Raw genomic sequence first — 25,427 nt, 5'->3', positions numbered from 1 at the left:
GCGACTCAAACATCGATCTGGGGAACACTGAACGTGCCCTTGAGCGACTTCAGTTCGGCACGGTGCATCTCGGCGAGGCGGGCCAGCAGTTGCTCGCCTGCTTTCAACAAATGAACCTCGACCTGGCGACGGTCCGTCTCACTGACCTTTCTGCGGACCAGTTCGAGCGCCTCGCAGCGGGACACGAGCGCGACCACGCCGTGATGCTGCGCCTGAAGCCGTTCCGCAAGCTCGCCGACGGTCGCCCAGTCACGCTCCGGATAACCCTTGATATGCAGGAGCAACAGATACTGCAACGGTGTGATGCCTTCACCCTGCGCGGCCTGCTCAGAAAAACGCTCGAAGCGACGCATCTGGTAGCGAAACTCGGACAGTTGCTCGAAGTTCGCCTTGGTCAAGCCGCGCGTGAGTGTTTTCATCGGAGTACTGTGGAGAAATAGGTGATGTGAAATTCTATCACTTTGTGATATTTACGCACGTACTCACGCGCAAGTGCCTACGATAGTGCGATTGCCATTGCTATGCCGCGTGTCGCTGCCTGGCGTAAGACTGGCGATAGAGTCCCGCGATGAGGTCGGCCTGCGTGATCATTCCTGCAAGCCTCTGATTCGAGTCCAGAACCGGGATGTGATGATGCCCGTAGTTCGCGAACACCGGCACCAGCTCGACGATCGGTGTCGCCGCGTCGACCGTGTGAACGCCGACGTTCATCAACGCACCGACGAGCGGTGCCGGCGTGATGCTGCGCCGGAACCAGCGTTGCACGGGGGACGACAAACCGGCCCCTTTGCTATACGCCCGTTTGTCGACAAGGTCGGCGCGAGTCACGATGCCGATTACGTGCTGTCTCTCGTCAGTGACCGGGAGCGCCTTGATATGGCGCTGTTTCAGCAGACTCCATGCTGCCGACGCTCTCGTGTTTGCCGACACGGCGACCAGCGAACGCGACATGATGTCCGCGCACGTCAGTTCATTGAACGTGCGGGCGTAGGCCTGCAACTGAACGTCGCGCAGCAGGGACTCCAGATCGTCCGTGTCGATATCGAGCAATTCCCCGCGCCGGTTCAGCACCGCCTCGAGGTCCGCGCGCGTGAAACCTTCGTTCGAGGCCGCAGACGATGCAGCCGCGCCTTTGCCAGAATTCTGCGCGACGTGCGGATATCGATGCCCGGTCGCAGCGTGGTAGACGATCGTCGCGCACAGCAGCAGCACCGTCTGGATCGCAATCGGTTCAACCACAAAGCGGTAGCCCAGCGCATGCACGGCCGGACCGCCAAGAACGGCGGTCAAGGCGACCGCGCCTGATGGGGGGTGAACACACCGCAGCGCGAACATGGCACAGATCGCCAGCGAGACGGCCAAAGCAGCGGCGCCTAACGGATCGGCGATCCAGCTTGCACAGGCAACGCCAACCGTCGCGGAGACGATATTGCCGCCGATGATGGACCACGGTTGCGCAAGTGGACTGGCGGGCACCGCGAACAGCAGCACAGCCGACGCGCCCATTGGCGCGACGAGGAGCGGAATGTTTGCCGCTGGTCCGAGAAGAACGTGCATTGTCCCGCCGGTGAACGCAATCCCTAGCAATGCACCGAGACACGATCTCAGGCGTTCCGGCCACCGCACAGCGATGGGATGAGGAGCGAAGCTGGAAAGCCAACGGATGAGGGCGTAGCGGGACAAGGTTTAGATGGGAAAGTTGGCGGGTATCACGTGGGATTGGACTGCACCTTAAGGTGCAAATCCTCACGAAATGAAAACGCGTCTCGCTAGCATTATATCTCGTTGTGATATAAAAGTCCGTTCCGCGCCGCCACGCCCTGATAGCACTGGCCTTGCCACGCGGATGCCGCGCCCCGCTCCGACGCGCTCGATCCGGATTTACCGCGCGGTCCATCCCCCGTCGATGACCAGATTTGCGCCAGACATGTAGGCCGAGTCGTCGCTCGCCAGAAAGACTGCGGCGCCGGCTACTTCGTCAGGAGAACCAATTCGGCCCAGCACCGTCGCAGCTTCGAAAGAGCGCCGCAGGCCGGCCGGATCGGCGCTGCTGGAAAACACGTCCTCCAGCAATTGCGTCGTAACGGGTCCGGGACAAAGGCAGTTCACGCGAATACCTTGACGACCGTGGTCGATCGCCATCGCCTTTGTCAACATCACCACCCCGCCCTTCGAGGCACAGTAGGCCGCCACATTGGCCTCGCCTACGAGTCCCAGTTCGGATGCAATGTTAATGATGACGCCCCGACCGCGCCGTTGCATCGCCGGGATGATGGCTTTCGAACATAGGAAAACGCCTTTCAGGTTAACGGCCATCAGCTGGTCCCATTCCGCAACGCTCGTATCGAGAACAGTTTTCGCGAATTCGATGCCGGCGTTGTTAACCAGTATGTCCACGTTTCCGAATCGTTCTTCAGCGAGGCGGACCATTTCGCTCACATCGGGTTCCAGCGACACATCCGCACGAACGTAGCAGGCTTCGCCGCCCGAGGCGCACAGCGCGTCTGCCTCGGCGGTCGCGTCTGTTACGTCGGCAAGCACCACCTTTGCTCCTTCGGCCACGAACCTTTCCGCAATTGCATATCCAATGCCTCGTTGAGCACCCGTAATCAGGGCAACGCGGTCTTTCAGTCTCATGTCGTTTTCTCGCTTAAACAGGGTGAGCGTCATGGTATCAGCCGAGATCGCCTTGATTCTCTGAGGCCGTCACCCTCGTACGCCGACACACCCTTCTCGCGCGCGATGTCGATGTGAAACCCCTCCGAATTCGATTGATTGCGAGCAACGTACGAGGCAGAATCATCCTGTTAAATTGGCAAATTTATCCGGGTATACGTCTTAACAGGTTAAGCATGGCCCAAGTGAACGACGACGAAAGCAGCAACCGGCTCGGCAACTATCTGAAGAACCGGCGGACCAAGCTCGATCCCGCGTCCTTCGGCATTTCCGGTGGCCGGCGGCGCACGGCCGGACTACGCCGCGAAGAGGTGGCGCAGCGCGCCAATATCAGCGCGGCCTGGTACACATGGCTGGAGCAGGGGCGCGGCGGCAATCCATCAGCGGACGTGCTGGACCGCATTGCCAAAGCACTCATGCTGACCGAAGTCGAGCGCGAACACGTGTTCCTGCTCGGCCTCGGTCATCCGCCCGAAGTCCGTTATCGCGGCGGTGACGCAATCACGCCTCGACTGCAGCGCCTGCTAGATGCACTGCCCTACAGTCCCGCGATCGTCAGGACTGCGACGTGGGATGTGGTTGCCTGGAATCGCGCCGCCGCAACCGTGCTTACCGACTACGGCTCCCTGCCACCCGAACAACGCAACGTCCTGCGCATGATCTTCTGCGACCCCCGCGTCCGTGCCGCGCAGTTCGATTGGACAAGCGTGGCCCGCTTCGTGGTGGGCGCCTTCCGGATCGATGCCGCGCGCGCAGGCGCCGACGCCGAGGTGGCGCCGCTCGTCGACGAACTGTGCCGCTCGAGTCCCGAGTTCGCCGCCATGTGGCGGGACAATGAAGTGCAGACCTACGGCGAGGGGGTCAAGCGGCTGCGCCACCCCGTGCTCGGGCCGATCTCGCTGGAATACTCATCCTTCGCAGTCGACGGGCGGCCGGATCTTCAGATGATCGTCTACAACCCCGCGACTCCGATCGATCAGGAGAGGATCAGATCCCTGATTGAAGACAAGCAGGCACTTGCAACAAAGTGAGCCGGTGCACCCTCGAATCGCGAGCGTTAGAAGTCATTGAGCCAGCACAGATCTAAACGTGCGTTTCCAACACGTGCCTCAATAGATCGGATTCCGAATGATGGCAACGCCGCCTTTTGTCTGAACTAATTGCGCAACACGACGTGTAACGGCGAGGTTACGTTCGACGTGACGGGAACACGTAACACCTTGGACGTAACACGCCCCACGCAATGCCGCCACTGCGTTCTCCCTCTCGCCCGATCTACCCTGTCCAGCAAGACCCTCATCGCCGCACACCACTCAATTTCTGCACTGCGCGTGCGCGGAACATGCCGCGCTCCGTAACCGGCGCATTGGCTCGGAACTTGCAGCGACCAATTGCCCGAGCAAGCCACATCCGAGCATGGCGCTACCGCGCCAGCTCCAAAATTAATCGAAGGCGACGCGCACAAACGCGGTCTCGGGCTAGAAAAGCAAACGTTTCTGCAAGACCGATCAGCGGTTTTCCGGGGGCACTGATTACACCTTCCAATCAGGACGCGATTTCATCGCGAAAGGACTAATCATGGCTCCCTTCAAACACACTCTTGTTGCATCGGCGAGCGCACTCCTATGGTGGTCGCTAGCCACTTCTTGTCAGGCCGGAGACGTCACGACCACACCGCCGCCCTCGTTTACGCAAGGCGGCGGATGGACGACAACCGGACAACCAGGATCGGGATACGCGTGGACAGGAGGCGGTACCACATCCGGCGCATGGGCCGGCAGCGGTGCGGGTAACGGCTCGGTTTGGGCCGGCGGCTCGGCATGGGGCGGCGGTTTTGGAGACGGCGGTTATGGCGGCGGCTCGGGTGGCTCCACGGGCTCGGGCGGTTCGGGTGGTGGATACGGAGGTGGATCGGGTGGATCCGGCGGTTCAGGAGGCTCGGGAGGTTCAGGCGGTGGGAACGGTGGCGGCTCTGGAGACGGCGGCCACGGCGGCTCAGGTGGCGGGTACGGCGGCGGCTCGGGAGGTTCGGGTGGCTCGGGCGGCTCTGGAGGTTCCGGCGGTTCCGGTGGCTCGGGTGGCTCAGGCGGTTCGGGTGGTGGGAACGGCGGCGGCTCCGGAGACGGCGGCCACGGCGGCTCAGGTGGCGGGTACGGCGGCGGCTCTGGAGGTTCGGGTGGCTCAGGTGGCTCCGGTGGCTCGGGCGGCTCAGGCGGTTCGGGTGGTGGGAACGGCGGCGGCTCGGGCGGCTCAGGCGGTGGCAACGGTGGTCACGGCGGCACCAGCGGCTCCGGCGGCTCCAACACTGGCGTTGGCTCCAGCAGCGGCAGTCAGACCACCGGCGGCCTGCTTGATCCGATCGTAAACCTGGTCGTCAGCGTCGGCGCGATCAGCGTGCCTATCGTGCCGATCACCGTGGGCAACAACAGTGGTAGCGGCAATGGCAACGGTGTGGCCAACGGCACAACCGGTGGTTCACACGGCGTCACAGGCGGATCGAGCGGACATAGCACCGGTGGCCTGCTGGCACCTGTGACCGCGTTGCTCGGCGGGCTGTCGGTGGCCTCGGTGAACGGCGGCTCGCAAGGCAGCAGCAGCCCTCTCGCACCAGTTACCACCCTGCTCGGTGGACTGACCGGCGCGTTGGGAGGCGGCACAGCGCAAGGCAGCGGCCCTCTCGCACCGGTTACCACCTTGCTCGGCGGACTAACCGGAGGCCTGGGCGGCGGCACCTCTCATGGATCGTCGACGAACACCGCGTCCAATCCGGTTGCACCACTGACCAACCTTGTCGGCACACTGACCGGTGTACTCGGCGGTGCAAGCGGCGGCTCGTCTCCGCTCGCCCCGTTGACGAACCTGCTCGGCGGACTTACAGGCGGACTCGGCGGCAGCAGCACGCCGTCCACACCCAAGCATTAATCCGCAATGCGAGGTGCCCCGGGGGGCACCTCCAGCGCGACCTCGTGGGTGCAACAAAAAGACGGCCGGACCTGACTGGCATCACAGCCTTACAACGTCAGGCCCGGCGCATTCATATGAGTCAACCCGCACGATACGTCACACGCTGCATCTGCTGGCCGCTGACTACGCGAGACAATCTCCACGAAGTCGGACGCGGTCAACCCCGCACAGCTTCGCGAGCGCCACGGCGCACGACCGGCTCGCGCCGAAGCGGGCCCGCGGGATCGTTACAATGCCCGGATGACTCCCCCCTCAACTGAATCGAATGCGCCACATGCTGACCTCCTATTACTGGAGTGACGACGCTATTCGCAGCCGAAGCGTGAGCGACATCGTGCTATCAGGCACAGTCGACGTTCCTATGCCCCCTGTTCGTCTGCTTGCGGATTGGGAGCGAGAGATCTCGTCGCATCTGGTCCTGGAACCCGGTGACGTCGAACCCATGCCGTTGCCGCGAGCGCGGGCGCGCTGGCCGGACTACACGCGCTGCGTGCAGGCCGTGTCCGATTGGACGCACGCGCAGGGACTGCCTGAGGTGCTTGCCGCCAGTGACGTCGCCCTCATGGCCTGCCGCGGCGCGCGGTATCACCACGACGGTGCGCAATATGGCGACGCGGCCTTCTGCAATCTCTTCATGAGCGAGGACCGAGGTCTGGACTTGCACTTTCCGGCTCTGGGCCGGCGGATTCCTCTGACCCGGGGAACGGTTGTGATATTCGATACTGGCCAGCCTCATGGCGTCATCCAGCGCAACAGCACTGGCTTTAATGCGGCCGACTTCCCGCCGGACCAGGATTGGATCCAGATATTCCTGACCTGGGAGCTTCCCATCGAAAATGCTCATGTGGGGCACGCACTGAAGGTGGCCTTCGACGTTGCCCCTTCGACCTCGCCGCAACCGGATACCGAGCAAGTCCAGTTGAACGGCGAACAGGTGATTGTGTGTCCGGACTCGGGTCGTTGGTCCCGGGCTGGCTAGTCGTCAGAATCACGTCGCAGCGTTGCCCTGACACGCACGTGGGTTAGCGGCTGACGCCGCCGGCCGCCTGTATGATGGCGGGCTTGCGTCCAACGAAAGCCCGCGCCGGCGGTCCGCGCAGATCGCGCACCGCCCGCCGCCGCTACGCGGCGCGAATGCATCCATTCACGATGACCCAAAGGAAGACCGCCATGACGGCCACAACGCAATTCGATCAGGTTTCCGTTATCAAACGCGCCAACGTCTACTTCGACGGCAAGTGTGTCTCGCACACTGTTCTCTTCACCGACGGCACGCGCAAGACGCTCGGCGTGATCCTGCCCGGCACGCTCAACTTCGGCACCGACGCGCCGGAACTCATGGAGGTGCAGGCCGGCCAATGCCGCATCCGCCTCGAAGGCAGCGACGAGTGGAAGACGTATGGCGCGGGCGAGTCGTTCTCGGTGCCCGGCAAGAGCCGCTTCGATATCGATGTGGTCGAAACGCTCGACTACGTCTGCAGCTATCTGTAAAGACGGACGGGTGCCGGGTCATTCACCCGGCACCGTCACCCACTTTGCTGACCTTTCCTTTATGTTTTCCGTGACGCCCTTCCCTTAAGAGCGACTGTCTGCGGAAACCACCACACGGTTCACGTCTACGCTCCAGCGCTAGTCACGATTGCAAGGCTTGGGCAATAGTGTGTTGCGCTCAAGTACGGCGCTTGCTGTGAACGAGCTCCAGCAGCATTAGACGTGGGCGGATCGATAAAAACTGATGCATTGTTCGATCCCGCGGGAGCGGTGAGGGTCATCGTCACTTTCCACCAGTTACCCGATTTCACTGCGCTCAGCGAAGTTGCCTGTCCGGCGCCCCATGTTCCGCGCACTACAGCGCCCGTATTCGTGTTGAGGACCCAGCCAAATTCAGTGCCGCTCGGGTCATCGGTCTGGATTGATCCCCCAGGAAAGACCGCCGCGTTCGTAGTGGCGAGAACGTAGTCAGTGAAGCTATAAGATTGGCCGCCCTGAACCCTGATGATTTCGCGGACATTCGAGACTGACGAGCCGTTCGTGCTGGTAACCATTGCAGCGCCCTTGTTCACTCCGGAGACATCAGTTGCAGGCACAGCGGTGCCTCCATTCTGTTGCGACCATGCATCCGGTGTGGCGAGATTTAGCGGCGAGTTGATCAGATTGTTTGCATAGCAGGCAGCCACGGCCTTGTCAGCAGGCGGTCCGTAAAACTTTGCAATGCTCGCCTGGATCGCGTTATCGGTCGTGTCGGATGTCGCCTTGGTGATGATCGCTCCTTCGAAGAACTGGATGGGAGCACCGCTACCGTCGCCGCCTTCGCCAAGCGAAAGACCGCCCTGCCATTGCCCATTAAATGCATGACCCGCGTCGTTGCCAAAGTTCAAGGCTTCTGGGGGCGCCTGGTCATAGAGTGCCGTGAGTACGCTCTGCGAGGCAGAGCCGCCTTTGACCACGAAGATATTTGACGCGGTTACCGGTGAGTATTTAGAAAGCACCGTGACGAACTTTTCTTTTGGAGGCTGCTGCGGACCATAGAGATAAACGCCTGCCTCCGCGTCGACGCCCGGCCAGTTAATATCAAGTGCGTTGCACACGGGGTCTTTTACGTTCGGTGCCTGGTTCGAGTCGCCGTCACAATAGCCGAACACAGCTGCGTTGCCGTTCGAGAACGCCAGCGCGAACATTTCCCCTTCTACTTCTCCATGCGCATAGGTGCTCGGGTTAGCACTGCTTTCCATATTTCCATAGGTCCCGCAGCACGTGGAGGACTGGCTATAGTGCGCTCCTGCCACCATGTATTCAGCGATATCGCTATCACCAATCGACTGGTTCACCGTGCCGAACCTGTTGCGATAGGCTTGTCCCGCCAAAGTACCGAGAGCTGGAATCTGAACGCCTTGCAACGGCACGAAGCCTAACTTGGCCGGCGTACCGGGGAGCGCCGGCAAATCGTTTCCGATCGATAATTGGAGCGTCGGTGACTGGGTGGTCAGCGCGGTGGGGGGCTGGAGCAGTTGAACGGTCAGTGCTCCACTGGTTCCTGGAAGCGTGATTGTCGCAAAGCCGTTGAGGACCGGAACAGTCGTCGCTTTTTGCTTCCCTGAGCCGCTATTCGGCAGGGTCAGTGACTCTGTTCCGTCCGCGTTGAGTGTGAGGGTGGCCGGCACATTGCCGAATGCTCCTCCCTTGAGCGGCGCAACCAGGTCGATCTGATCGTAAATGTAGGTGACGGAGCAGCTTGTATTGTTGCAGAACGCGTTTGCGCTCTTAACGTTGGCCGAGCCGATCAGCGTGCGGTCGGCGCCGTTCGGCAAGCTACCCGACGTATAGGGGTAGATGTCCTGCGTTGCACTATCGGACGCACGTCGAACCTGGAATAACGGGCCTCTGTAATTCTTTGTCAGCAAGCGTGTCACGCTATGAGCCGCTGAACACGGCGTGTTGGCAGTTGCTGCGGCGTCGCAAGGTAGCGCGCTCGCGATCGCCTGTTCCGCTTGTGTACTGTCATTTGACTGGGCTGCGTCATTCGTCGGCGACGGCGACGTACTTGAGTTCGACACCCCTGTCGCTTGAGATGCGGACGTGCCACTACTATCTCCGTTACATGCGGCAAGCCCGACGGTCATCGCTAACAAGACAGCAATTAATCCGGTTCCTCTGGACATCATGACCTCCTCCTATGAAGCCATAGCTTCTGATTGGACTCGTTCAACTTAGTCATGCAAAATGATTTATAAAAAATCACCACGGGTCAGGCGGGTTCAGAACTGCCACTCATTGCCGTCAGCTAGAAAACGTGCTGCCAAGCGATGTAACACACCGCCCCAGCCATACGGTGCGCGGGAATGAAGTTGATTGTCTGGTAGACCGCAAAGATGACGGCGTGCGCGGCGGCCTGGCAGTCGAAATGCGTTGGCTGGCCGTCACGCAGGATCTCGCCGGCCACGGACCGCGGCATTGTATTCATCGCGTTCGTGAGCGCGGGCGACTAGTACACGAGGTCAGCGGCCAACATCGCCACCATCCATTGCGGTACACAGCGGCTCGCCATGCTCGTCTCCACTATCGTTGTATCGATCGGCTGCCCTGCGGGACAGCACCTGACGACGCGAGACGGTAGGGTCGCCGCGTTAGGTAATAATATTAGTCAATAATATCGACTTATCGCCTCAGTACAATCCCGTATGCTCAGACTAAGGAATCGGACGTGACACCCATATAGTGGGGAAAGTGGAGCTTGCCTACCCGAATTTTGCCAATATTATCGCTAATACAATTTGTAATAAATCAGCGCGCCGCTAGTCGGGCGTTTGTTCCTCAAGACGATTGAGTACGCGTGGCAACTGAGGCATGCCTAGCGAACATGTGGAGGCCGACCTGGTCGTACGACACACTGAAAGCGCTCGTTTTTTGCGGTCAGCGCCGTTTATGTAGCCACTTCTCGGGAGTCATACCTGCCACGACCGGCGTATGCGCTCACGAATGTCATGCAAGCGCGAAACGGCTTCGTTGGAGAAAACGAAACGCAGATAGCGGTCCGCGCCGGGTCCCCAATTCGTCATCGGCGTAGCCGCGATCTTGCCGCGTTCGAGCAGCAGCTTCGACGCCTCGGGTGGCTCCAGACCCAGCGCACGGGTATCGATGAGCATCGACCAGCCGCCATGCGGACGGATCACCGGCAGATCAGCAAGCGCGCTCATCAGGAAGTCGCGACGACGCTCCCATTCCGCGACTGCAGCTGCCACGCCGTCGTCGGTTGCAGTGAGCGCGGCAGTGGCGCCGGGCATCGCGATTCCCACCTGACACACCACGTTCGACAAACTCACGAGACGTACGTCGTTCATGATCGATGCGGGCCCGACGATCCAGCCAACGCGCCAGCCGATCATCCGATACTCCTTCGACACCGCGCCGATGGTGATGGTGCGTTCGCGCATGCCCGGCAAACCGGCGGGATGAATGACCTCGCGCCCGTCGAACAGGATGCGCTCCATCGCCGCGTCATAGACCAGCCAGATGCCATTGCGCTTGCAATGTTCCGCAATCGCAAGCCATTCGTCCCGCGATGCGACGTAGCCGCTCGGCATCGAAGGCGACATGATCAGCAGCGCTTTCGTTCGCGGCCCGATCGCCGCAGCAAGACTGTCGAGATCGAGCCGCCAGCCGTCGGCACCCGGCTGCAGCCGCGCGAACTTCGGCACGCCTGCGGCCAGATGCACCCGGTTGATCAGGCCGGCGTAGGTCGGATCCGTCAGCACGACCTCGTCGCCCGGCTCAAGAATCGAGAGCAGTACGTTAAAAATCCCCGCCAGGCCGCCGGCCGAGACGATGCATTCACTCGCTGCGTCGTATGCGACGCCCACGGCGCGGCCGACCCGCTCGGCGGCCGCCTCGCGTAATGCACGCTGGCCGGTGAAGGGCAGATAGCTGTTTGCCGCGTCGTCGTCGATGGCCTCGTGCGTGTGAGCCAGCGCCTGCGCCGGCGGCCGCAGGTCGGTATCGAGATTTTCAAGCCTTAGAATGTCCGCGTCGCGCAGAGAATCCGCGGCGTCGCCGATTCGGTCGACTCCAATGCCAGGAATATTTCTTAAGCGAGATACTGTCACACAGGCCTCCGTTATCGTTTTAATATATTAAAGTGAAAAAATCTCCAGATAGCAAGCCCTCTTCGACTTCGCTTGCCGAACTCCTGCGCGAGCGCATCGCGAACGGCACCTTGGTGCCCGGGACGCAGCTGCGGCAGGATCTGATTGCGAAGGAATTCGGCACCAGTCACATTCCGGTGCGTGAGGCGTTCGTGCAGTTGCAGGCGAGCGGGTTCGTTACGATCGTGCCGAACCGGGGCGCATTCGTCTCCGCGATGACGCGGCTCGAAGCGTCAGAATTAACGGAGATGCGGATCGCGCTCGAACTGCTGGCGCTCGACTCCGCTATCGATGCGTTCGGCGCAGACGACGAGACCGCGGTCCGCGCAATTCTTAAGCATGACGAGAACGCGCACGAGGTCGAGAACTGGTCGATCGACAACTGGGCATTTCATCGAGCGATCTATCGGCCGAGCGACAAGCGGCATCTGCTGGAGACGCTGGAAGCAATCTGGCGCAAGACTGACCGCTATCTGCGGCTCGTCTGGCAGCTAGAGCGCTACCAGGGCATCTCGCTGGCAGAGCATCATGCGATCCTCGATGCAGTGCTCGCACGAGATCGGCGCGCCGCCAAGCGCTTGACGAAAGCGCATATCGAGGCGGCTGGCGTTGTGATGCAGGACGCGCTGCGCGAAGCGCGGCAATGACGAAGCCGGTAGTCAACCGGCCGAAGCTGTCGCCAGGAACTGCGCCAGGCGCGCCCACATTTCGACGGGATTCGAATACATCGGAAAGTGCCCGCTATGGGATATTTCCGCCAGCTCTATTCCGTGCGCCCGAAGAGACGGCAGATACGACAGAGCAGCGTTCTGCTCGCCATACATGAACATCCGCGGGAACGGCGGTGAAAGGAATTTCGTCATCAGGTCACCATGGTCGGACAGTTCGACCATGGATCTGAAGATGCCCGGCACCGCCTCAGCGCGCACCTTGTGACCCAAGCTCGCTGCATAGAGCGGACACGAATAAAACGGCGAACGCCAAGCCCGTTCAATGAAGTCATCGAAGAATGCTTGCGCGTTCTCCGCCGGATAATCGATCACCTGTCGGCTCAGGAAACAGTCCTCGGGCGCCACGTTACCCTCGATATCGGTGAAGCTCAGCACGCGCTGAGGTTCTTCATGCCCCAGCATGAGCGCGGTGAGGCCGCCCATTGAGTGGCCGACGAGATGGAACCTGTGGATGCCGAAGTGCTCAAGCACGGCCTTCGCAGTCGCGACCAGAAACGGAATCGAAATCTTCGACAGATCGCTGCAGTGTGTTGCGCCGCAGCCAGGTGCGTCGTATGCCACGACCGCACGCCCCGCGAACGCCGGATAGCGAACGATGTCGGCGAAATCTTCTTTGGTCGAACCGAAGCCGTGCAGGTACAAGATCGGCGCCCGTTCACCTGCCCTGCGCATTGCGGCGATCTGGAGGTCAACACCTTGTACGCTCAGCGTCAGCGTTTCTCTTGCAAGCTCACTCGGCGACGGCATGATTTTCCTGACTAAGTAATTGGCAAAAACTCGTGATCGCACGGCACGCTTCAATTAGTGCGTCGTCATCGAGCGCGTAGGCGATCCGGATGTAGGGGCCGAGCCCAAAAGCGCTGCCTTGAACCACGGCGACGCCGGCTTCGTCCAGTATGGCTGCTGCTACGTCCTCGTCGGTGTTGAGTTTTGCGCCGGCCGGCGTCGTGCGTCCGATCAGCCCCTCGCACGAGGCAAACGCGTAAAAGGCGCCGCTGGGTAAGGCACATGTCAGACCGGGGGCCTGATTGAGCAGCTTCACCATCAGGTCGCGTCGCTGCTCGAAGACGGATCGCGATTCGGCGATGAAGTTCTGAGGGCCGGTGAGCGCCGCCAATGCTGCATGCTGCGAGATAGCACTGGCGCCCGAGGTCTGTTGCCCCTGAAGCTTTTCCATTGCATCCAGCAACCAGCGCGGACCGGTGCCGAAACCGATGCGCCAGCCCGTCATCGCATAAGCTTTGGACACGCCGTTCATCGTCAGCGTGCGTGAGATCAGCCGCGGCTCGACCTGAGCAATCGTATGGAAGGTCGCACCATCGAAGATCAGATGTTCGTAGATATCATCCGACAGGATCAGCACATGCGGATTGGCCAATAGCACTGCGGCAAGCGCGGCTAGCTCTTCACGCGTGTAGACCGCACCGGTCGGATTGGAAGGCGAGTTCAGGATCAGCCAGCGCGTGCGTGGTCCGATTGCGTCGGCCAGCGCCTGGGGCGTCAGCTTGAAACCGTCTTCGCTGCCGCAGGTGACGATGACCGGGGTCGCGCCGCACAGCTGAACCATCTCAGGGTAACTCACCCAGTAAGGTGCGGGCACGATGACCTCGTCGCCTTCGTTGAGGGTTGCGGCCAGCGCGTTGTAGATGACCTGTTTGCCGCCGCCGCAGACGATCGTGTCCTGCCAACTGACGTCAAGACCATTTTCGCGCTGGAATTTCGCAGCCACTGCTTCGCGCAACGACCGCATGCCGGCGACCTGCGTATAGCGCGTGTGTCCGGCACGAATCGCGTCGACTGCCGCGTCGCAGATGTGCACGGGTGTGTCGAAGTCCGGCTCGCCCGCGCTGAGCGAGAGGACCCTGGCACCCGCGGCACGGCGCACCGCAACGTGGTCCATCATGCGGTAGGTCGCCGAAGCTTGGGCCTTGGCAAGGTGAACGTTCAGGTGCTGCAGATCTTCGTGATTCATTACCTGCACCCTTCCTTGATGGCGTCGAATTCCTTGTCGTGCATGACATCAGCGACCGATCGTCCGGCACGCACCGCCTGCACCATCCCGTCCTGGCGCCGCGCGATGCGTTCACCCAGTTCAATGACTTCTTCGATGCGCGCAGCCGACACGAACACCGTGCCGCAACGGTCCGCGATGACGTAGTCGTCTTCATTGACGAGCACCCCGGCGGCGCGGACGGGCTCGCCTGAGGAAACCTGAACGACCCGATTGCGTGCGCTGATCGTCGTGACGCCACGCCCAAAGACCGGGTATCCGATCGATTCGCTGCCGTCGATATCACGGCTCATGCCATCGATTACTGAACCGCGAATGCGCTTGAATTGGGCAGCATTGGCAAGGATGTCGCCCCAGCACGAAATCCCATCGATGCCGCCGGCAATAACCAGAATCCGGTCGCCTGACTGGATCTGAGCGATGACCGGCGAAATCAGGTGGACGGTTGGTCCCGCGTCCGCCTTCAGTCCCAGTTGAATGGTGCTGGCGCGCCCGACGATCTTCGGACAATCCCACAAGGGGCGCAGGCCGAACGTAGCGCCGGGAATGCCAAGGAAGTCCAGCGCGTCCGATACCGTGTTGGTGTCGAGCGCGGCAAAGCGATCAAGCAGTGAGGTCGAGGTCATGGCAGCGCCGCGAGATGGTTGCGATGCCCTACTTTCACGCCTACAGTTAGATATGTAAATTCCGAATTTTAGAAGCTTTCGATACGTCAAACCTATCAGTCAATCATGATCAACTTCCGGCTTATCCGTCATTTATGGCTCTTCCTGGCCGTTGCAGAGGAACAGCACTTCGGGCGTGCGGCACGGCGCCTGGATATGTCCCAGCCGCCGCTGACTGAGCAGATCCAGGCGCTCGAACAGGCGTTGAAGGTGAAGCTGTTCGAGCGCTCCCGGCGTGGGACGCAACTTACGCCGATTGGCGCTGCGATCCTGCCTGCGGTGCGTAAGTTCGCGGAACAGCTTGAGCGACTTGAGCTCTCGGTGCGCGAGGCGGTCGCCGGACGGAGTGGCGTCCTGACAATTGGGGCGATTTCGTCTGCGATGCTGGATGTTCTGCCGCCGCTAGTCGAGCGGCTAAAGTCCGAGTACCCGCAACTTACAATATCGGTCAAAGAGATCGACAGTGTGGAGGCCGTTCCAGCGCTCGAGGCCGGTGACATTGACCTGGCTTTCGCCAGACTGGAGGGCGAGCTTGGCGGGACGATTCAGTCATTGCCGCTGGCCCAGGACCGGCTGGCGGTGGCCATGCATCGTGATCATGCGATGGCTGGAGCTTCACGCATCAGGCTGGCGTCGCTCGCGGATCAGGATTTCGTCATGTTTTCCCGGCAGGTAAGCCCGGTGTACTTCGATAGCCTGGTGGCGTCTTGCCGGTCCAATGGGTTCTCTCCGCGAATACTGCACGAGGTCCGTTCGGTGGCTTCCCAGGTTGCTTTCGTGGGCTGCGGGCAAGGCATTGCTCTGGTGCCGGCTTCGCTGAAGAAGCTGGCTCCTGAGAATGTTGTGTTTCGCCCGCTCAAGGAAAATGTAAGTGTGGTGACTACGGCTGTGGCCTGGAGTACTGGTCGGGATAATCCGCTTATTGACGCCGTGGTTGCCGTATTAGGTAGTACTGGAGGTGGTCCGAAGATGCGTAAGGTGTTGCGCTAGGCCGGCTACTTGGGTTCGCCCGGGTTCGATGACCAGCATTGACTGAAGCCTGACTTGCCGGCTTCGTCATCACCGCGCAGAAAACGCGTTACGTTTGAAGATCCGTCCACGTACCGTGCCGAAGTCGTCATCAGCCATATTGTCAAAGCCACGTTGCTGGAGTTCACGCCATCATGAGACGTTTTTGCTTCGCAGCGGCCCTCGCCCTGCTCACCGCCGGCTGCACCTCGACATGGTCGCCCACGAATAATCAGACCACCGGGCCAGGTCCGGCCGACACGGATACCTACATTCTGCACTCTACCAACGGTGCGACGCCTGGTGGCTCCACGTCAAAGCGACCTAGACTCAGCGTCGGTGTCAGCGATCCCGATACGCAGTTGATTCTGCCGTGGTTCCTCAATGACATCATCAACTTTGTTAACTATCACTAGCTTGCCGTACATGCCGATCGGGCTTGCAACAGCCTCGCTCCGAGACTCCACTATCCCGCCGCCACAATCACATGCGCCTGAATTTTGCCGACCACCGGGCCTTCGCCATGACGGTTGGCAATCGCCTCCGTCGCTCGGTCCGTCGCCAGCTGAAGCAAGCCGGCGTCGCGCGCCTCGATTTCGTTGCGCAGCGGCGTTCCCAGGCAATAAGCAGCGGCGGCGGCGCGTGCCGAGGTCGCGCAACTCACCTTCTCGCGTGTCGCGATCTCGATGTCGGCGAACCCTGCGCGGCTCAACTCCTCTCGGATCAGCGCGATATCGTGATAGCCGTGCGGCGTGCGGGCGAGAAATCTCGGAGGGTCGTGCGGAAACACCGTGGCGACGGCGTTGGCGACTTCGTCGGCAAAGGCGTTCTCTTCGATACGGTCCCAGACATTGAAGACAAAGCGCCCGCCGGGTCTCAGCACGCGACGCGCCTCGGCATAGCCAACGATCCGATTGGGGAAAAACATCGCGCCGAACTGGCAGCAAACGACGTCGAACGATGCAGCTTCGAACGGCAGGTCGAGCGCGTCCGCCTGCCTCCATTCGATACGGCTATCGGCCCCCTGCCTGGTAGCGGCATAGTCGAGCATGGGCTGGTTAAGGTCGGTCGCCACGTACCGCGCGCCAGCGCAAAGTTTTGGTTCAAGCACCCGCGTGACCACGCCGCTGCCGGCCGCCGTTTCAAGCACCGAGCCGGGCGCGAAGGCTGCAACAACCTCCGCCAGGTCGGCAGCGTAGGCCTCGAAGATTAGGGGGACCATCAGCGTGTCGTAGAACTTCGGGATCGAACCCGCAAACACCTTATCGCGCTCAGTCATGACATCCCCTTGAAGCTCTTAATAGCGCCCGCGACCATCCATTCGAGAGCAGGCCAAGCCACTCCAAGGCGTACTCTTTCTGGTCGGGCGTTGCGCTATAGTGGCCGCGCATACCAGCCTCGTCAACGTCATCCAGTGACCTTTCCAACACGCGTGCCTTCATAGCAGCGCTGCCGCGGTAATGCTGCGAAGGCAACTAGCGGGCGAACAATCTCAGCCACCGTATGGCCGATATGGGTCGAACCGAATCTGTCAGCGTCCGACCAAGAACGATCAACCATAAAAGCAAAGTGAATTGGCGAGAATTTTGATTCGAAGTACTCTTGAGAATTGTCTTCATATAGCCCAGATCCCTGCTATGTTGCCGTCTATCGACGAACTCCTCGCGCTTGACGCGCTGACCTTACGCGAACACACCGAGCAGGCTGGTGATACCTTCGATGTTGATGAGCACCGAGTCCAGTTGCGAAAGTCCCTGGAGGTCAGCGAGGTGTGCTCAGTGCGGCGGGAAGGCAAACTCGTTGCCTATGCAATGCTTCGACCGCATTCAGGTGCTTGCTGGTTCGTTGGCGCGTTTGGTACGCATCCGTTGTATCGAACGTATGCCGTTATGACTGAGCTGCTCGCAAAGATGGCGAAGCTGGCGAGTGAACAAGGGATCGGCGAGCTAAAAAGTCATGTCTACAAAACCAACCGGTTGTCTATCGCTTTCCATCGCAAGCTTGGATTTCAGGTGACGCGTGAGAACGACAAAGGCTTTGAGTTCTTCATTGCAATACGTGAACTGACCACCAAGCCAGCGGTTCAACGCGCCACTGCCAGAGCGGCATGCAGCCCCGAGTCCGGCGCGCCGGAAGCACCGGCAATCCTGCGAAAAGTGTGACGCCGGCACGTTGAATATTCGTCGAGTCACAGCGGAACATTAGGAGTTAGAGGCCACTCACGTAGCACCTGATCGCCCCGCTCGGGTTGGCGAAACCGGGAGCGAGGAATTTCAGAGATCGCCGCGATCTCGATCATCAGTTCGGGTGGGTATAGACGTTCGACCTGGACGGCCGTTGTGACTGAATATGGCATGCTGGAAGCAGCATAGGCTGCTAAAGCTTGCTATGGAAAAAAGCGACGATTTGCCCTTCGATTTCAGTCTGTATCGCCGCACGATCAACACCCTGTGCGTCATCGCACACCTCGGGCGCGGCTGCCTTTAATGCTGGCGGGCAAACATCCGTCATGACGAAATGTCCGCCCGATACATAGACGACCTTGGGTGGGTACGGAAGGCCTGCTATCAGCGCGTTCAAGTTCTCCTCGCCGAGGTCGCTCTGCTTCGGCCGGAACACGAGCGTGGGAATCTTCACAGAAGTTAGCCCGGCAGGCGTGAACAACACCGCGAAAGGATCAAGTAAAGCAAGCGCTTTCAAAGGAAGACGCGGAGCTTGGGGCGACTGGCCGAGGAATTGAGTTTGCTTCGAGGGGGCCGTCCCACTTTTGCCGCCCGGGCCGGCGCCGCATGACTTTGCATCGTCCGGATGCGCCGCGCAATAAGTTGCGAGATGCTCGAAATCAGGTACACCACCGGCGATCCGCAACGCGACTGCGCCGCCAAGCGAAAAGCCAAGCATGCCAAGCTTATCTGCGTCTGCATGAATCGCGAAACGAGGATCGGCCATCATGGCTTCAAAAGCAGCAGTAATCTGGTAAGGCCTGTGAAGAAAGGCCGTGTTTCCGTGGATCGGTGCGACTACGATAAAGCCTTGGCGAGCAAGGTAGGTGGAAAGGTTCCGTAAAACGAGCGGAGAACCGCCTCCCGCGCCTCCGCCGTGCGACAGGAGCAGAACAGGAAACTGACCGGCGGCAACCGGCGCATTGCGGCTGGCTGATATAGGAAACGGTCCAGCTTGCCAAGGTATCTCCTGAGTCTCTGTCGGATACCAGATGAAGGTGTCCAACCGATCTTCACCAGATACCGAAATGCGGGTGACACCAGCATGGAATTGAGCCGTTTGTGCCCACGCCGTTGATGCGACACAGAGTGTCAGCAGGGCGATCACGAGGGAGAGCATACGCATGGCGGCGGTTTCCTTAGTCTTCGGAGCAGATTGATAATTCGGTTGAATCTGGTCGGCGGGGCTTGGATTGAACCTGTGCATCTGTCGTTGACTTCACTCCACTGTCCAGCAAGAACGATCGGATGGCCACCGTCCGTCGTGCCCTAGTCAGCTTCAGACGTTCGGTATCGACCGTCGGTTTGGTGAAAATCGGACCGACGACGGCGCTCCGATAGACTGCAACTCTCGCCCAACCTCGCCGCGATCGCATGGACACCCAGCTTTTGATCATCTGCGGACTTACATTCGTAATCCACGTCATCGCAACGCTGGCTTATGCTGTGCGGATCGCCGGTGTTCGCACTCGACGTATCGCTGTGTCGTTCTCACTGTTCGGAATTATTGCCCTTGTGTCCCGAACGGCGAACTCCTTTCAAGGACCATTCATAGCCAAGCGCGTAGAGCTCGATATTGCTCGGCATCTTGAGGGTGGCCTGCTCGGTGATTTTCGACTCTTCCTGATTACAGCTACAGCCGCAAGCATAGTCGGCGCGTTGCTGATCCCAACGTTTCAGCGTTATTTCAGTCGTGCTGTCGAGCACTTTCAAGCTAATCGTTCATTGCCGCGCCTTCTGCTCCATATTTTCAGCCGTGGCGGCATCAACTATATGCGGGACGGCGCGCGGGTTCCGTCGCGCCAAAACATCTCCCAGCTAACGAGCGGTGCCGGCGTATCCGGGACGGTGATAGCGCTCAACATCTTTGCGATGGCCATCTGGACTGTCGGTGTTTTCGCGTCGCTCTACGCGGGATATCTCAAGCCAGATTTGCGCGTGACGTGCGCCAATCTATCGTCGGTCATTAATGGCTTTGCGACCGTTGTATTGGCGGTGGTCATCGACCCGCAGGTCTCCGTCATGACGGACGACGTGATCGAAGGCCGAGTCTCCGAAAACAACTTTCGACGAGCTATCACCACCCTCGCTGGGGCACGAGTTGTCGGAACCTTGTGTGCACAAATAATACTCGTACCGGCCGCGCTCATTATCGTACGCGTCGCGGAGTTGATTTAGAGCGGAGTGTGTCAATCTGGAATACTGTGATCGACCGCACACGGGGATAGTAAGGCCGCGCCTGGTAGGTTAGCGGCGGCATCCGTCAGACACAGACTCGGCCAGTTGCAGTCATTCGACATCTGTATCTAGATCGGTGACAATCCGAGGCTCATTTGCGTCAGTCTTACGTCTTTCGTTCACAAATAATGTCCAACGGAGATATGAGTGATGGACTCGAAAAGCATCCGCCGGGCAACGGCAGAGGATGTCCTGGTGCTCACACGGATCCGTAACGAAGCACACACATGGAAGCTAGCGCACCGCGACTACGCGTGGGGCAAGGAAGGAGACGGCGTTTCCGAGCGATGGATGCGAAACACTGTCGCTCAAAAGGAAGTGTATGTTGTTGAGCTGGACGGCACTCCTGCGGGCATGTTTTCGCTCGATCTGGACGATGAGCGGCGCTGGGGGCCGCAGGAGCCAATCGCGGCTTACGTGCACGGGCTGAGCGTGCGAACAGGCTTTAACGGACGAGGACTCGGCGGCTTCATGCTTGACTGCTGCGCTAGCAAAGTGCGCGGCTTGAACCGTCGCTATGTCCGGCTCGACTGCGCCGCTCACAACGCGAAGCTATGCGCCTGGTATGAGTCGCTTGGTTTTATCCGCGCAGGACTGTGGCAGGAACCCGGTCCCGGTGGCTATGTCTGGTCACTATACGAAAAACCGGCTCATTAACGTTGCAGGACAAGATCATGAAAATCGAAGTCACTGACCTGCGAAATGATCGGGATGACTCATTCGTGGCAACGCAACTCAGTACCTACAACGCCACCTTCACAGTTAGAGATTTCAGGTTGTTGCGCGTATTTGCACGCAACGCGGACGGTAGCATCATTGGCGGCTTGTTGGCGGATATGGCTCAACCGACAGGCACGCATGGTTCATGCTCTGGAACCCTGCGACTGGCGACACGACGAACGTCAACGGTGTGAAACGCGGAAACTTTCGACTGCATCCCATGGGACCGCTCCGGCTGAGCGAAGGGTGCATTACGATCGTCAACCCTGACGCCTTTGATGGACTTCAGAAGTACATCCGGTCACAGGGGCTCACGACACCGGTCCCGGGTACGACCATGAAGGCGTATGGAACGGTTGAAGTGAAATGAAAAAAGAGTTTGCGGTAAAAGCGCTGCTAGTCGTCGCCTTCGTCGTCGTGTCGGTGATAGGGGGCTGGTACGTGGCGGCCCTTTACAGCCGGTTGCCAATCGAGATGCCGCACCCGGTAAATACGTTCGTCCGCTTCGTGCTGTCCGTGACCGGCAACAGCGATATGGCGAACCCCGACGACATGGAAATGCTCGCGCTACTTCTGTACTGGGTAGTGTCCACGCTGCTGGTTGGCGGACTTATCTTTGCCGGCTACCGGGCGCTGCGGCATTACCGGAAACAGCGAACGGCATAGACAAAAAGGCCCGCTACGGAGGCACGCTTCGGCGCAATCGAAGGCCCTAAGGCGCTGTTCGGCCAGGAAGAAGCATTCGACATCGATGTGGAGATCGTCGACAATTGGTACCTGCCCTTATCCTTGCGTCTCGTCCAGAACCATGCGCAACGTCGCCTATCTGCTTCTCTCGATCACGCTTGCCTCGCCGCTTTCAGCGTTGGCGTTCGGTAACGATAATCCAGATTACGATCAATGCATTCTGCTCTCGCTGAGAAACAGCCAGAGTCGCATGGCGGCGGGCGCGATCAGAGACTCGTGCGATGCGCTTTACAGAAACGGCGCGCTGCTTTTACCTCGCGAAAGGTCGTATCACGTGTGTGTCTTGCAGAATGTGCAGAGCGTGAGAGACGCATTTGCGGTTAACGAAATTCTGCACGCGTGTCGACGTCAGAATCAGATGTGAATGTCCGCTAACGGGGCCTCCACATGTCCCATGTGGGGCGAACTGAGCCGCTCATCGTCCGGCTGAGTTCGGTCCTGAGCGGCTCCTCGTCGCCGGTTCGCAAACGTCCACTCGCCGCGCAAAGCTGACCCTCAGTTCAACAAAGAGGATCGGCATGCCCTCTCTGAGCCGGCTGTTACCAGCAGGCGGCCGGCAACAGCGAACGCAGGCGCGTGCCAAGAAAAAAATATTCAGCCTCACTGTAACCTCGCATCCATCCCCGACGAACTACAAAGAGAGCGGGCGATGCATACCCCACCTGCATCGCCCGTTGTTCTTCGCTAACGTTCATCAGGAGACCTTGCGCATGAACACTGTCCGCTACCTGCTTCGTTTCACCGATCCCGCCTGGCTGACGGACCGCTGGAGCCTCGCGCGATGGGCACCCTTGCCATTGCGGCTGATCGTCGGTTACGGGTTCATGGCGCACGGCTACTCAAAAATCGTCAAGCATCCGGATGCATTTGCTGGAATTTTGCGCGCGCTCGGTGTGCCGGCACCACACTTCATGGCGTGGGCGACCATCGCAATCGAACTGGTCGGGGGTCTCGCGGTCATTGCCGGCGCATTCGTGCCGCTCGTCAGTCTGCCAATGATCGCGGTACTGATGGTTGCGACGCTGACTGTGCATCTTCCATACGGGTTCTTGTCGATCAAGCTGATGGCTGTCACGTCAGCCGGCCCGCAGTTCGGTCCGCCGGGCTACGAGACCGATCTGCTTTATCTTGCGTGCCTTGCCGCGCTAATGATGGGGGGATCGGGACCGTTCTCCGTCGATGGCTGGCTTAGTCGCGGCAGGCGGCAATAGGAAGGGCGATGGAATTTGAGGGCGGCATTGCGGACTAGGTACCTGATCTTCGTCGTTATGCGCGCGCTAGTGCGACGAAACGTACATCGCATCATCGAACGCAGCCGGAACAGCAAAGCTCTCACGCATACGCTTCGCCTCCGCCGCTGGCGTCAAGCCAAAAAGCCGCTTGAACTCTCTGCTGAACTGGGACGCGCTCGTGTAACCCACTGCGTGGCTCGCGCCCTCCGCAGTCAAATCCTCACGGACCATCAACAGGCGGGCCTGATGCAAACGTGTTGACTTCACGTACTGCATCGGCGAAACGTGCATGATTGTCTTGAAGTGGCTGTGGAAACTCGGAAGGCTCATTCCCGCTTCCTCTGCCAACTGCATCACGTCCAGCGGCTGCGCGTAGCCGGCATGGATGAGGCGCAGTGATCTGCCTATCCGGCCGAACTGCCCTTTCATCGCCAAAGCCTCGCGCATCGAGCTTCCCTGCTTTCCGGTGAGCACACGGAAATAGATCTCGCGCAGCAGGCCAGGTCCCAATACAGCAGCTTCGAGCGGCCGATGCATCGCCTCCAGGAAGCGCAACACGGACGCCTGCATCGCGTCATCCATCGGCGTCGACATCATGCTCTGAGGCGCCTGCACGTATTCCGTTGCGCCTTCACGATCGATCTGTACGGCGAGTTCAGCGGCCAATGGGAAATCGAGGTGCAGATACAGCGCGAGCAACGGGCGCTCCGGGCTTGCCTCGGTTTCCATGCTGAACGGAACGGGCACGGACACGGCCAGGTAGTGATGCTCGTCGTACAGATAGAGTTGGTCGCCAAAATAACCTCGCTTGCGGCCCTGGCAAACGATCACGATGCCGGGGTCGTAGAGAACCGGCGTGCGTGACAGAGGCCGGTTTGAACGCAAGATCCGCACGCTCGGCAGTGCCGTGAGGTTGTAGCCCTCCTCCGGCGCCAACGCGCGGAGCAACGCAATCATGCGTTTCTGGGTTCCCGAGGAAAGATCCGGAATGTACGTGGAGGTCCGCTTCGCATTCATAGTTTTAGGCAAGAAAAATAGCGGAATATGGCTTAGCCAGCTTCGTCCCTCAGACTAGTATGCATTCTCCAGACACCATTTGGGAGAAGCTTCAATGGCATCCAGCAAAATTCTGCTCGTCACCGGCGTCAGAAGTGGCTTCGGCCGTGCACTCGCAGGAGAGGCGTTAGCGGCGGGACACAAAGTCGTCGGTACGGTGAGAAGCGCGGAAGCAAAGCGTGATTTCGAATCTCTGTCCGCGACAGCTGCTTTTGGACGTGTACTTGACGTGACCGACTTCGATGCCATCGACGGCATCGTGGCGGAAATTGAGGCGACCGTCGGACCCGTGGACGTTCTGGTCAACAACGCCGGCTACGGGCACGAAGGCGTCATGGAAGAATCGCCCTTATCGGAGATGCGCAGACAGTTCGATGTGAATGTGTTTGGCGCCGTCGCCATGATGAAAGCCGTGCTGCCCTTCATGCGTGAACGCAGACGTGGCCACATTCTGAATATCACGTCGATGGGCGGCCATATCACCATGCCCGGAATCACCTACTACTGCGGAAGCAAATTCGCTTTGGAGGGCATTTCTGAGGCGCTTGGCAAAGAGGTCAAGTCTTTCGGCATCGCCGTAACAGCCGTCGCGCCAGGCTCGTTCCGCACCGACTGGGCGGGTCGCTCGATGACGCGAACGCCCCGTTCGATCGCGGACTACGACTCGATCTTTGAGCCCATCCGCAAAGCGCGCGAAGAGAAGAGCGGCAAGCAATTGGGGGATCCCCAAAAGGCGGCACGCGCGATGCTGGCAGCAATCGCCGCGGACCACCCTCCCACGCATCTTTTGCTCGGTAGCGATGCACTCGGGCTCGTGAGGGACAAGTTGTCCGCGTTGGGAAAAGAGATCCGTGACTGGGAGTCTGTCACGGTCTCAACTGATGGCTGAAGACCGCAGGCGCCAGGAGGACATGAGCGCCTGCATCTGCACGCTGGGGCGCCGTGCTCAGCGCTCGAGCAGATCCTGCGGCTCGATGCCCGCCTCGGTGCAGTAGCGTTGATAATCGGCAAGGCGATCGGCGGTTGTGATGCGGAGTTTGACCTCGCCATTGTGGCCAAGATACTCGACAGTGCCCATCACCACCACCATCACGACCAGTGGTTTGTCACCGACCGCCTCCCACCAGTCGACGTTGCCGGTAGACTCATGCACGTAGTCGCCGGGTTCGACAATTTCGCCAGTACAGAGGCGACGCTGTCCTTCAAGGTTGAAAGCGTGCACTTCACCGGTATGACGGTGCAGGCCGAGCTTGATACCAGGTTCCAGACGCATCAGTTCCACCCAGCCGCGGCCATCTTTCAGGAAGCGCAGCGGCCGCGACCACTTACCCGGACCTTCGGGGATCCACAACCCGTCTGCGGACAAGGGGCTGGCACGGGTGACCGTATGTCGTTCGTTGATCATGCGATGGCTCCGAATAGATTGTGATGTCGTTGTTCGCGGCATTGTTCGCGCGGCGTTGTTCGGTTAGCTACGCACCAAGGTGCGTAGAAAAGTCTATCACCCGTGCCAGGCAC

28 protein-coding genes are annotated in these 25,427 nt (G+C 59.9%); 16 read left to right on the top strand and 12 right to left on the bottom strand.

Going from position 1 to position 25,427, the window contains the following annotated elements; genetic code table 11:
• Positions 1-5: 5 nt before the first annotated feature.
• The 3 genes from M0D68_RS10175 to M0D68_RS10165 all read right to left on the bottom strand — a co-directional run bounded on the left by M0D68_RS10175 (position 6) and on the right by M0D68_RS10165 (position 2,670).
• Positions 6-419 (bottom strand): MarR family winged helix-turn-helix transcriptional regulator, encoded by a 414-nt coding sequence (locus M0D68_RS10175; protein WP_054043339.1) that lies wholly within the window; start codon positions 417-419, stop codon positions 6-8.
• A gap of 100 nt (positions 420-519) precedes the next feature.
• The gene (locus M0D68_RS10170; RefSeq protein ID WP_200621648.1) at positions 520-1,683 is read right to left on the bottom strand and encodes an HPP family protein; all 1,164 of its coding nucleotides are present in this window, start codon (positions 1,681-1,683) and stop codon (positions 520-522) included.
• 198 nt (positions 1,684-1,881) lie between these two features.
• The gene (locus M0D68_RS10165; protein WP_211702603.1) at positions 1,882-2,670 is read right to left on the bottom strand and encodes an SDR family NAD(P)-dependent oxidoreductase; all 789 of its coding nucleotides are present in this window, start codon (positions 2,668-2,670) and stop codon (positions 1,882-1,884) included.
• A 182-nt stretch (positions 2,671-2,852) separates the two neighbouring features.
• On the opposite strand from M0D68_RS10165, the gene M0D68_RS10160 reads away from it, so the two are divergent.
• The 4 genes from M0D68_RS10160 to M0D68_RS10145 all read left to right on the top strand — a co-directional run bounded on the left by M0D68_RS10160 (position 2,853) and on the right by M0D68_RS10145 (position 7,131).
• On the top strand, positions 2,853-3,707 hold the full coding sequence (locus M0D68_RS10160; RefSeq protein ID WP_200619187.1) for a helix-turn-helix transcriptional regulator: 855 nt from the start codon (positions 2,853-2,855) through the stop codon (positions 3,705-3,707).
• A 547-nt stretch (positions 3,708-4,254) separates the two neighbouring features.
• Complete coding sequence (locus tag M0D68_RS10155) at positions 4,255-5,598, top strand: hypothetical protein (RefSeq protein ID WP_266224224.1); 1,344 nt, start codon at positions 4,255-4,257, stop codon at positions 5,596-5,598.
• A gap of 316 nt (positions 5,599-5,914) precedes the next feature.
• Entirely contained in the window at positions 5,915-6,619 is a 705-nt protein-coding gene (locus M0D68_RS10150) for a hypothetical protein (protein WP_200619185.1), read from the top strand.
• Positions 6,620-6,810: 191 nt separating this feature from the next.
• Entirely contained in the window at positions 6,811-7,131 is a 321-nt protein-coding gene (locus M0D68_RS10145; protein ID WP_200619184.1) for a pyrimidine/purine nucleoside phosphorylase, read from the top strand.
• Positions 7,132-7,256: 125 nt separating this feature from the next.
• Here M0D68_RS10145 and M0D68_RS10140 read toward each other — a convergent pair whose 3' ends face one another.
• Positions 7,257-9,302 (bottom strand): arabinofuranosidase catalytic domain-containing protein, encoded by a 2,046-nt coding sequence (locus M0D68_RS10140; protein WP_200619183.1) that lies wholly within the window; start codon positions 9,300-9,302, stop codon positions 7,257-7,259.
• A gap of 780 nt (positions 9,303-10,082) precedes the next feature.
• Positions 10,083-11,240, bottom strand: coding sequence for a pyridoxal phosphate-dependent aminotransferase (locus M0D68_RS10135; RefSeq protein ID WP_266224223.1), 1,158 nt, complete (start codon positions 11,238-11,240; stop codon positions 10,083-10,085).
• A 32-nt stretch (positions 11,241-11,272) separates the two neighbouring features.
• On the opposite strand from M0D68_RS10135, the gene M0D68_RS10130 reads away from it, so the two are divergent.
• Positions 11,273-11,926 carry a GntR family transcriptional regulator gene (locus tag M0D68_RS10130; RefSeq protein ID WP_200619181.1) on the top strand — a complete coding sequence of 218 codons (654 nt, stop codon included), beginning with the start codon at positions 11,273-11,275 and terminating at the stop codon, positions 11,924-11,926.
• A gap of 12 nt (positions 11,927-11,938) precedes the next feature.
• On the opposite strand, the gene M0D68_RS10125 is transcribed toward M0D68_RS10130, so the two are convergent.
• From M0D68_RS10125 to M0D68_RS10115, 3 genes are read right to left on the bottom strand one after another with little or no spacing between them, the layout of a single operon-like run.
• Positions 11,939-12,757, bottom strand: coding sequence for an alpha/beta fold hydrolase (locus M0D68_RS10125; RefSeq protein ID WP_200619194.1), 819 nt, complete (start codon positions 12,755-12,757; stop codon positions 11,939-11,941).
• Entirely contained in the window at positions 12,741-13,982 is a 1,242-nt protein-coding gene (locus M0D68_RS10120) for a pyridoxal phosphate-dependent aminotransferase (protein WP_234486652.1), read from the bottom strand. The genes M0D68_RS10125 and M0D68_RS10120 overlap by 17 nt, the downstream gene beginning before the upstream one ends.
• Entirely contained in the window at positions 13,982-14,647 is a 666-nt protein-coding gene (locus M0D68_RS10115; protein WP_200619180.1) for an RraA family protein, read from the bottom strand. Before M0D68_RS10115 ends, M0D68_RS10120 begins: the two co-directional genes overlap by 1 nt.
• A gap of 105 nt (positions 14,648-14,752) precedes the next feature.
• On the opposite strand from M0D68_RS10115, the gene M0D68_RS10110 reads away from it, so the two are divergent.
• Both M0D68_RS10110 and M0D68_RS10105 read left to right on the top strand, forming a co-directional pair.
• Complete coding sequence (locus tag M0D68_RS10110; RefSeq protein ID WP_200619179.1) at positions 14,753-15,676, top strand: LysR family transcriptional regulator; 924 nt, start codon at positions 14,753-14,755, stop codon at positions 15,674-15,676.
• 173 nt (positions 15,677-15,849) lie between these two features.
• A complete protein-coding gene (locus tag M0D68_RS10105) occupies positions 15,850-16,110 on the top strand; it encodes a hypothetical protein (protein ID WP_200619178.1) in 261 nt (86 codons plus the stop codon).
• Positions 16,111-16,160: 50 nt separating this feature from the next.
• On the opposite strand, the gene M0D68_RS10100 is transcribed toward M0D68_RS10105, so the two are convergent.
• Positions 16,161-16,973, bottom strand: a complete 813-nt coding sequence (locus M0D68_RS10100; RefSeq protein ID WP_266224222.1) for a class I SAM-dependent methyltransferase — start codon at positions 16,971-16,973, stop codon at positions 16,161-16,163.
• Between the two features lie 358 nt (positions 16,974-17,331).
• Here M0D68_RS10100 and M0D68_RS10095 point away from each other — a divergent pair, with 358 nt between their 5' ends.
• Positions 17,332-17,856 carry a GNAT family N-acetyltransferase gene (locus tag M0D68_RS10095; RefSeq protein ID WP_200619176.1) on the top strand — a complete coding sequence of 175 codons (525 nt, stop codon included), beginning with the start codon at positions 17,332-17,334 and terminating at the stop codon, positions 17,854-17,856.
• 214 nt (positions 17,857-18,070) lie between these two features.
• On the opposite strand, the gene M0D68_RS10090 is transcribed toward M0D68_RS10095, so the two are convergent.
• Entirely contained in the window at positions 18,071-19,123 is a 1,053-nt protein-coding gene (locus M0D68_RS10090; protein ID WP_266224221.1) for a dienelactone hydrolase, read from the bottom strand.
• Positions 19,124-19,290: 167 nt separating this feature from the next.
• Here M0D68_RS10090 and M0D68_RS10085 point away from each other — a divergent pair, with 167 nt between their 5' ends.
• The 7 genes from M0D68_RS10085 (at position 19,291) to M0D68_RS10055 (ending at position 22,832) form a co-directional block, all read left to right on the top strand.
• Positions 19,291-20,094 carry a lipid II flippase Amj family protein gene (locus M0D68_RS10085; protein ID WP_200619174.1) on the top strand — a complete coding sequence of 268 codons (804 nt, stop codon included), beginning with the start codon at positions 19,291-19,293 and terminating at the stop codon, positions 20,092-20,094.
• A gap of 210 nt (positions 20,095-20,304) precedes the next feature.
• Positions 20,305-20,811: a GNAT family N-acetyltransferase gene (locus tag M0D68_RS10080; RefSeq protein ID WP_200619173.1), complete on the top strand. Its 507-nt coding sequence runs from the start codon at positions 20,305-20,307 to the stop codon at positions 20,809-20,811.
• Positions 20,812-20,828: 17 nt separating this feature from the next.
• Complete coding sequence (locus tag M0D68_RS10075; protein WP_200619196.1) at positions 20,829-21,068, top strand: hypothetical protein; 240 nt, start codon at positions 20,829-20,831, stop codon at positions 21,066-21,068.
• Positions 21,020-21,244: a tlde1 domain-containing protein gene (locus tag M0D68_RS10070; protein ID WP_200619172.1), complete on the top strand. Its 225-nt coding sequence runs from the start codon at positions 21,020-21,022 to the stop codon at positions 21,242-21,244. The genes M0D68_RS10075 and M0D68_RS10070 overlap by 49 nt, the downstream gene beginning before the upstream one ends.
• Positions 21,241-21,540: a hypothetical protein gene (locus tag M0D68_RS10065; RefSeq protein ID WP_200619171.1), complete on the top strand. Its 300-nt coding sequence runs from the start codon at positions 21,241-21,243 to the stop codon at positions 21,538-21,540. Before M0D68_RS10070 ends, M0D68_RS10065 begins: the two co-directional genes overlap by 4 nt.
• A gap of 142 nt (positions 21,541-21,682) precedes the next feature.
• A complete protein-coding gene (locus M0D68_RS10060; RefSeq protein ID WP_211706878.1) occupies positions 21,683-21,985 on the top strand; it encodes a VF_A0006 family four-cysteine protein in 303 nt (100 codons plus the stop codon).
• 346 nt (positions 21,986-22,331) lie between these two features.
• Positions 22,332-22,832: a DoxX family protein gene (locus tag M0D68_RS10055; RefSeq protein ID WP_200619170.1), complete on the top strand. Its 501-nt coding sequence runs from the start codon at positions 22,332-22,334 to the stop codon at positions 22,830-22,832.
• Between the two features lie 66 nt (positions 22,833-22,898).
• Here M0D68_RS10055 and M0D68_RS10050 read toward each other — a convergent pair whose 3' ends face one another.
• Positions 22,899-23,870 (bottom strand): AraC family transcriptional regulator, encoded by a 972-nt coding sequence (locus M0D68_RS10050; RefSeq protein WP_200619169.1) that lies wholly within the window; start codon positions 23,868-23,870, stop codon positions 22,899-22,901.
• Between the two features lie 94 nt (positions 23,871-23,964).
• Between M0D68_RS10050 and M0D68_RS10045 the strand changes: the two genes are divergently transcribed.
• Positions 23,965-24,798: an oxidoreductase gene (locus M0D68_RS10045; protein WP_200619168.1), complete on the top strand. Its 834-nt coding sequence runs from the start codon at positions 23,965-23,967 to the stop codon at positions 24,796-24,798.
• 57 nt (positions 24,799-24,855) lie between these two features.
• Here M0D68_RS10045 and M0D68_RS10040 read toward each other — a convergent pair whose 3' ends face one another.
• Positions 24,856-25,314: a cupin domain-containing protein gene (locus tag M0D68_RS10040; protein ID WP_200619167.1), complete on the bottom strand. Its 459-nt coding sequence runs from the start codon at positions 25,312-25,314 to the stop codon at positions 24,856-24,858.
• Positions 25,315-25,427 lie beyond the last annotated feature (113 nt).

Source organism: Paraburkholderia sp. SEWSISQ10-3 4, from assembly GCF_030464785.1.
Taxonomy (GTDB): Bacteria; Pseudomonadota; Gammaproteobacteria; order Burkholderiales; family Burkholderiaceae; genus Paraburkholderia; species Paraburkholderia aspalathi.
The sequence above is the reverse complement of the archived record's forward strand: the minus strand, read 5'-3'. Positions and strand labels throughout refer to the sequence as shown.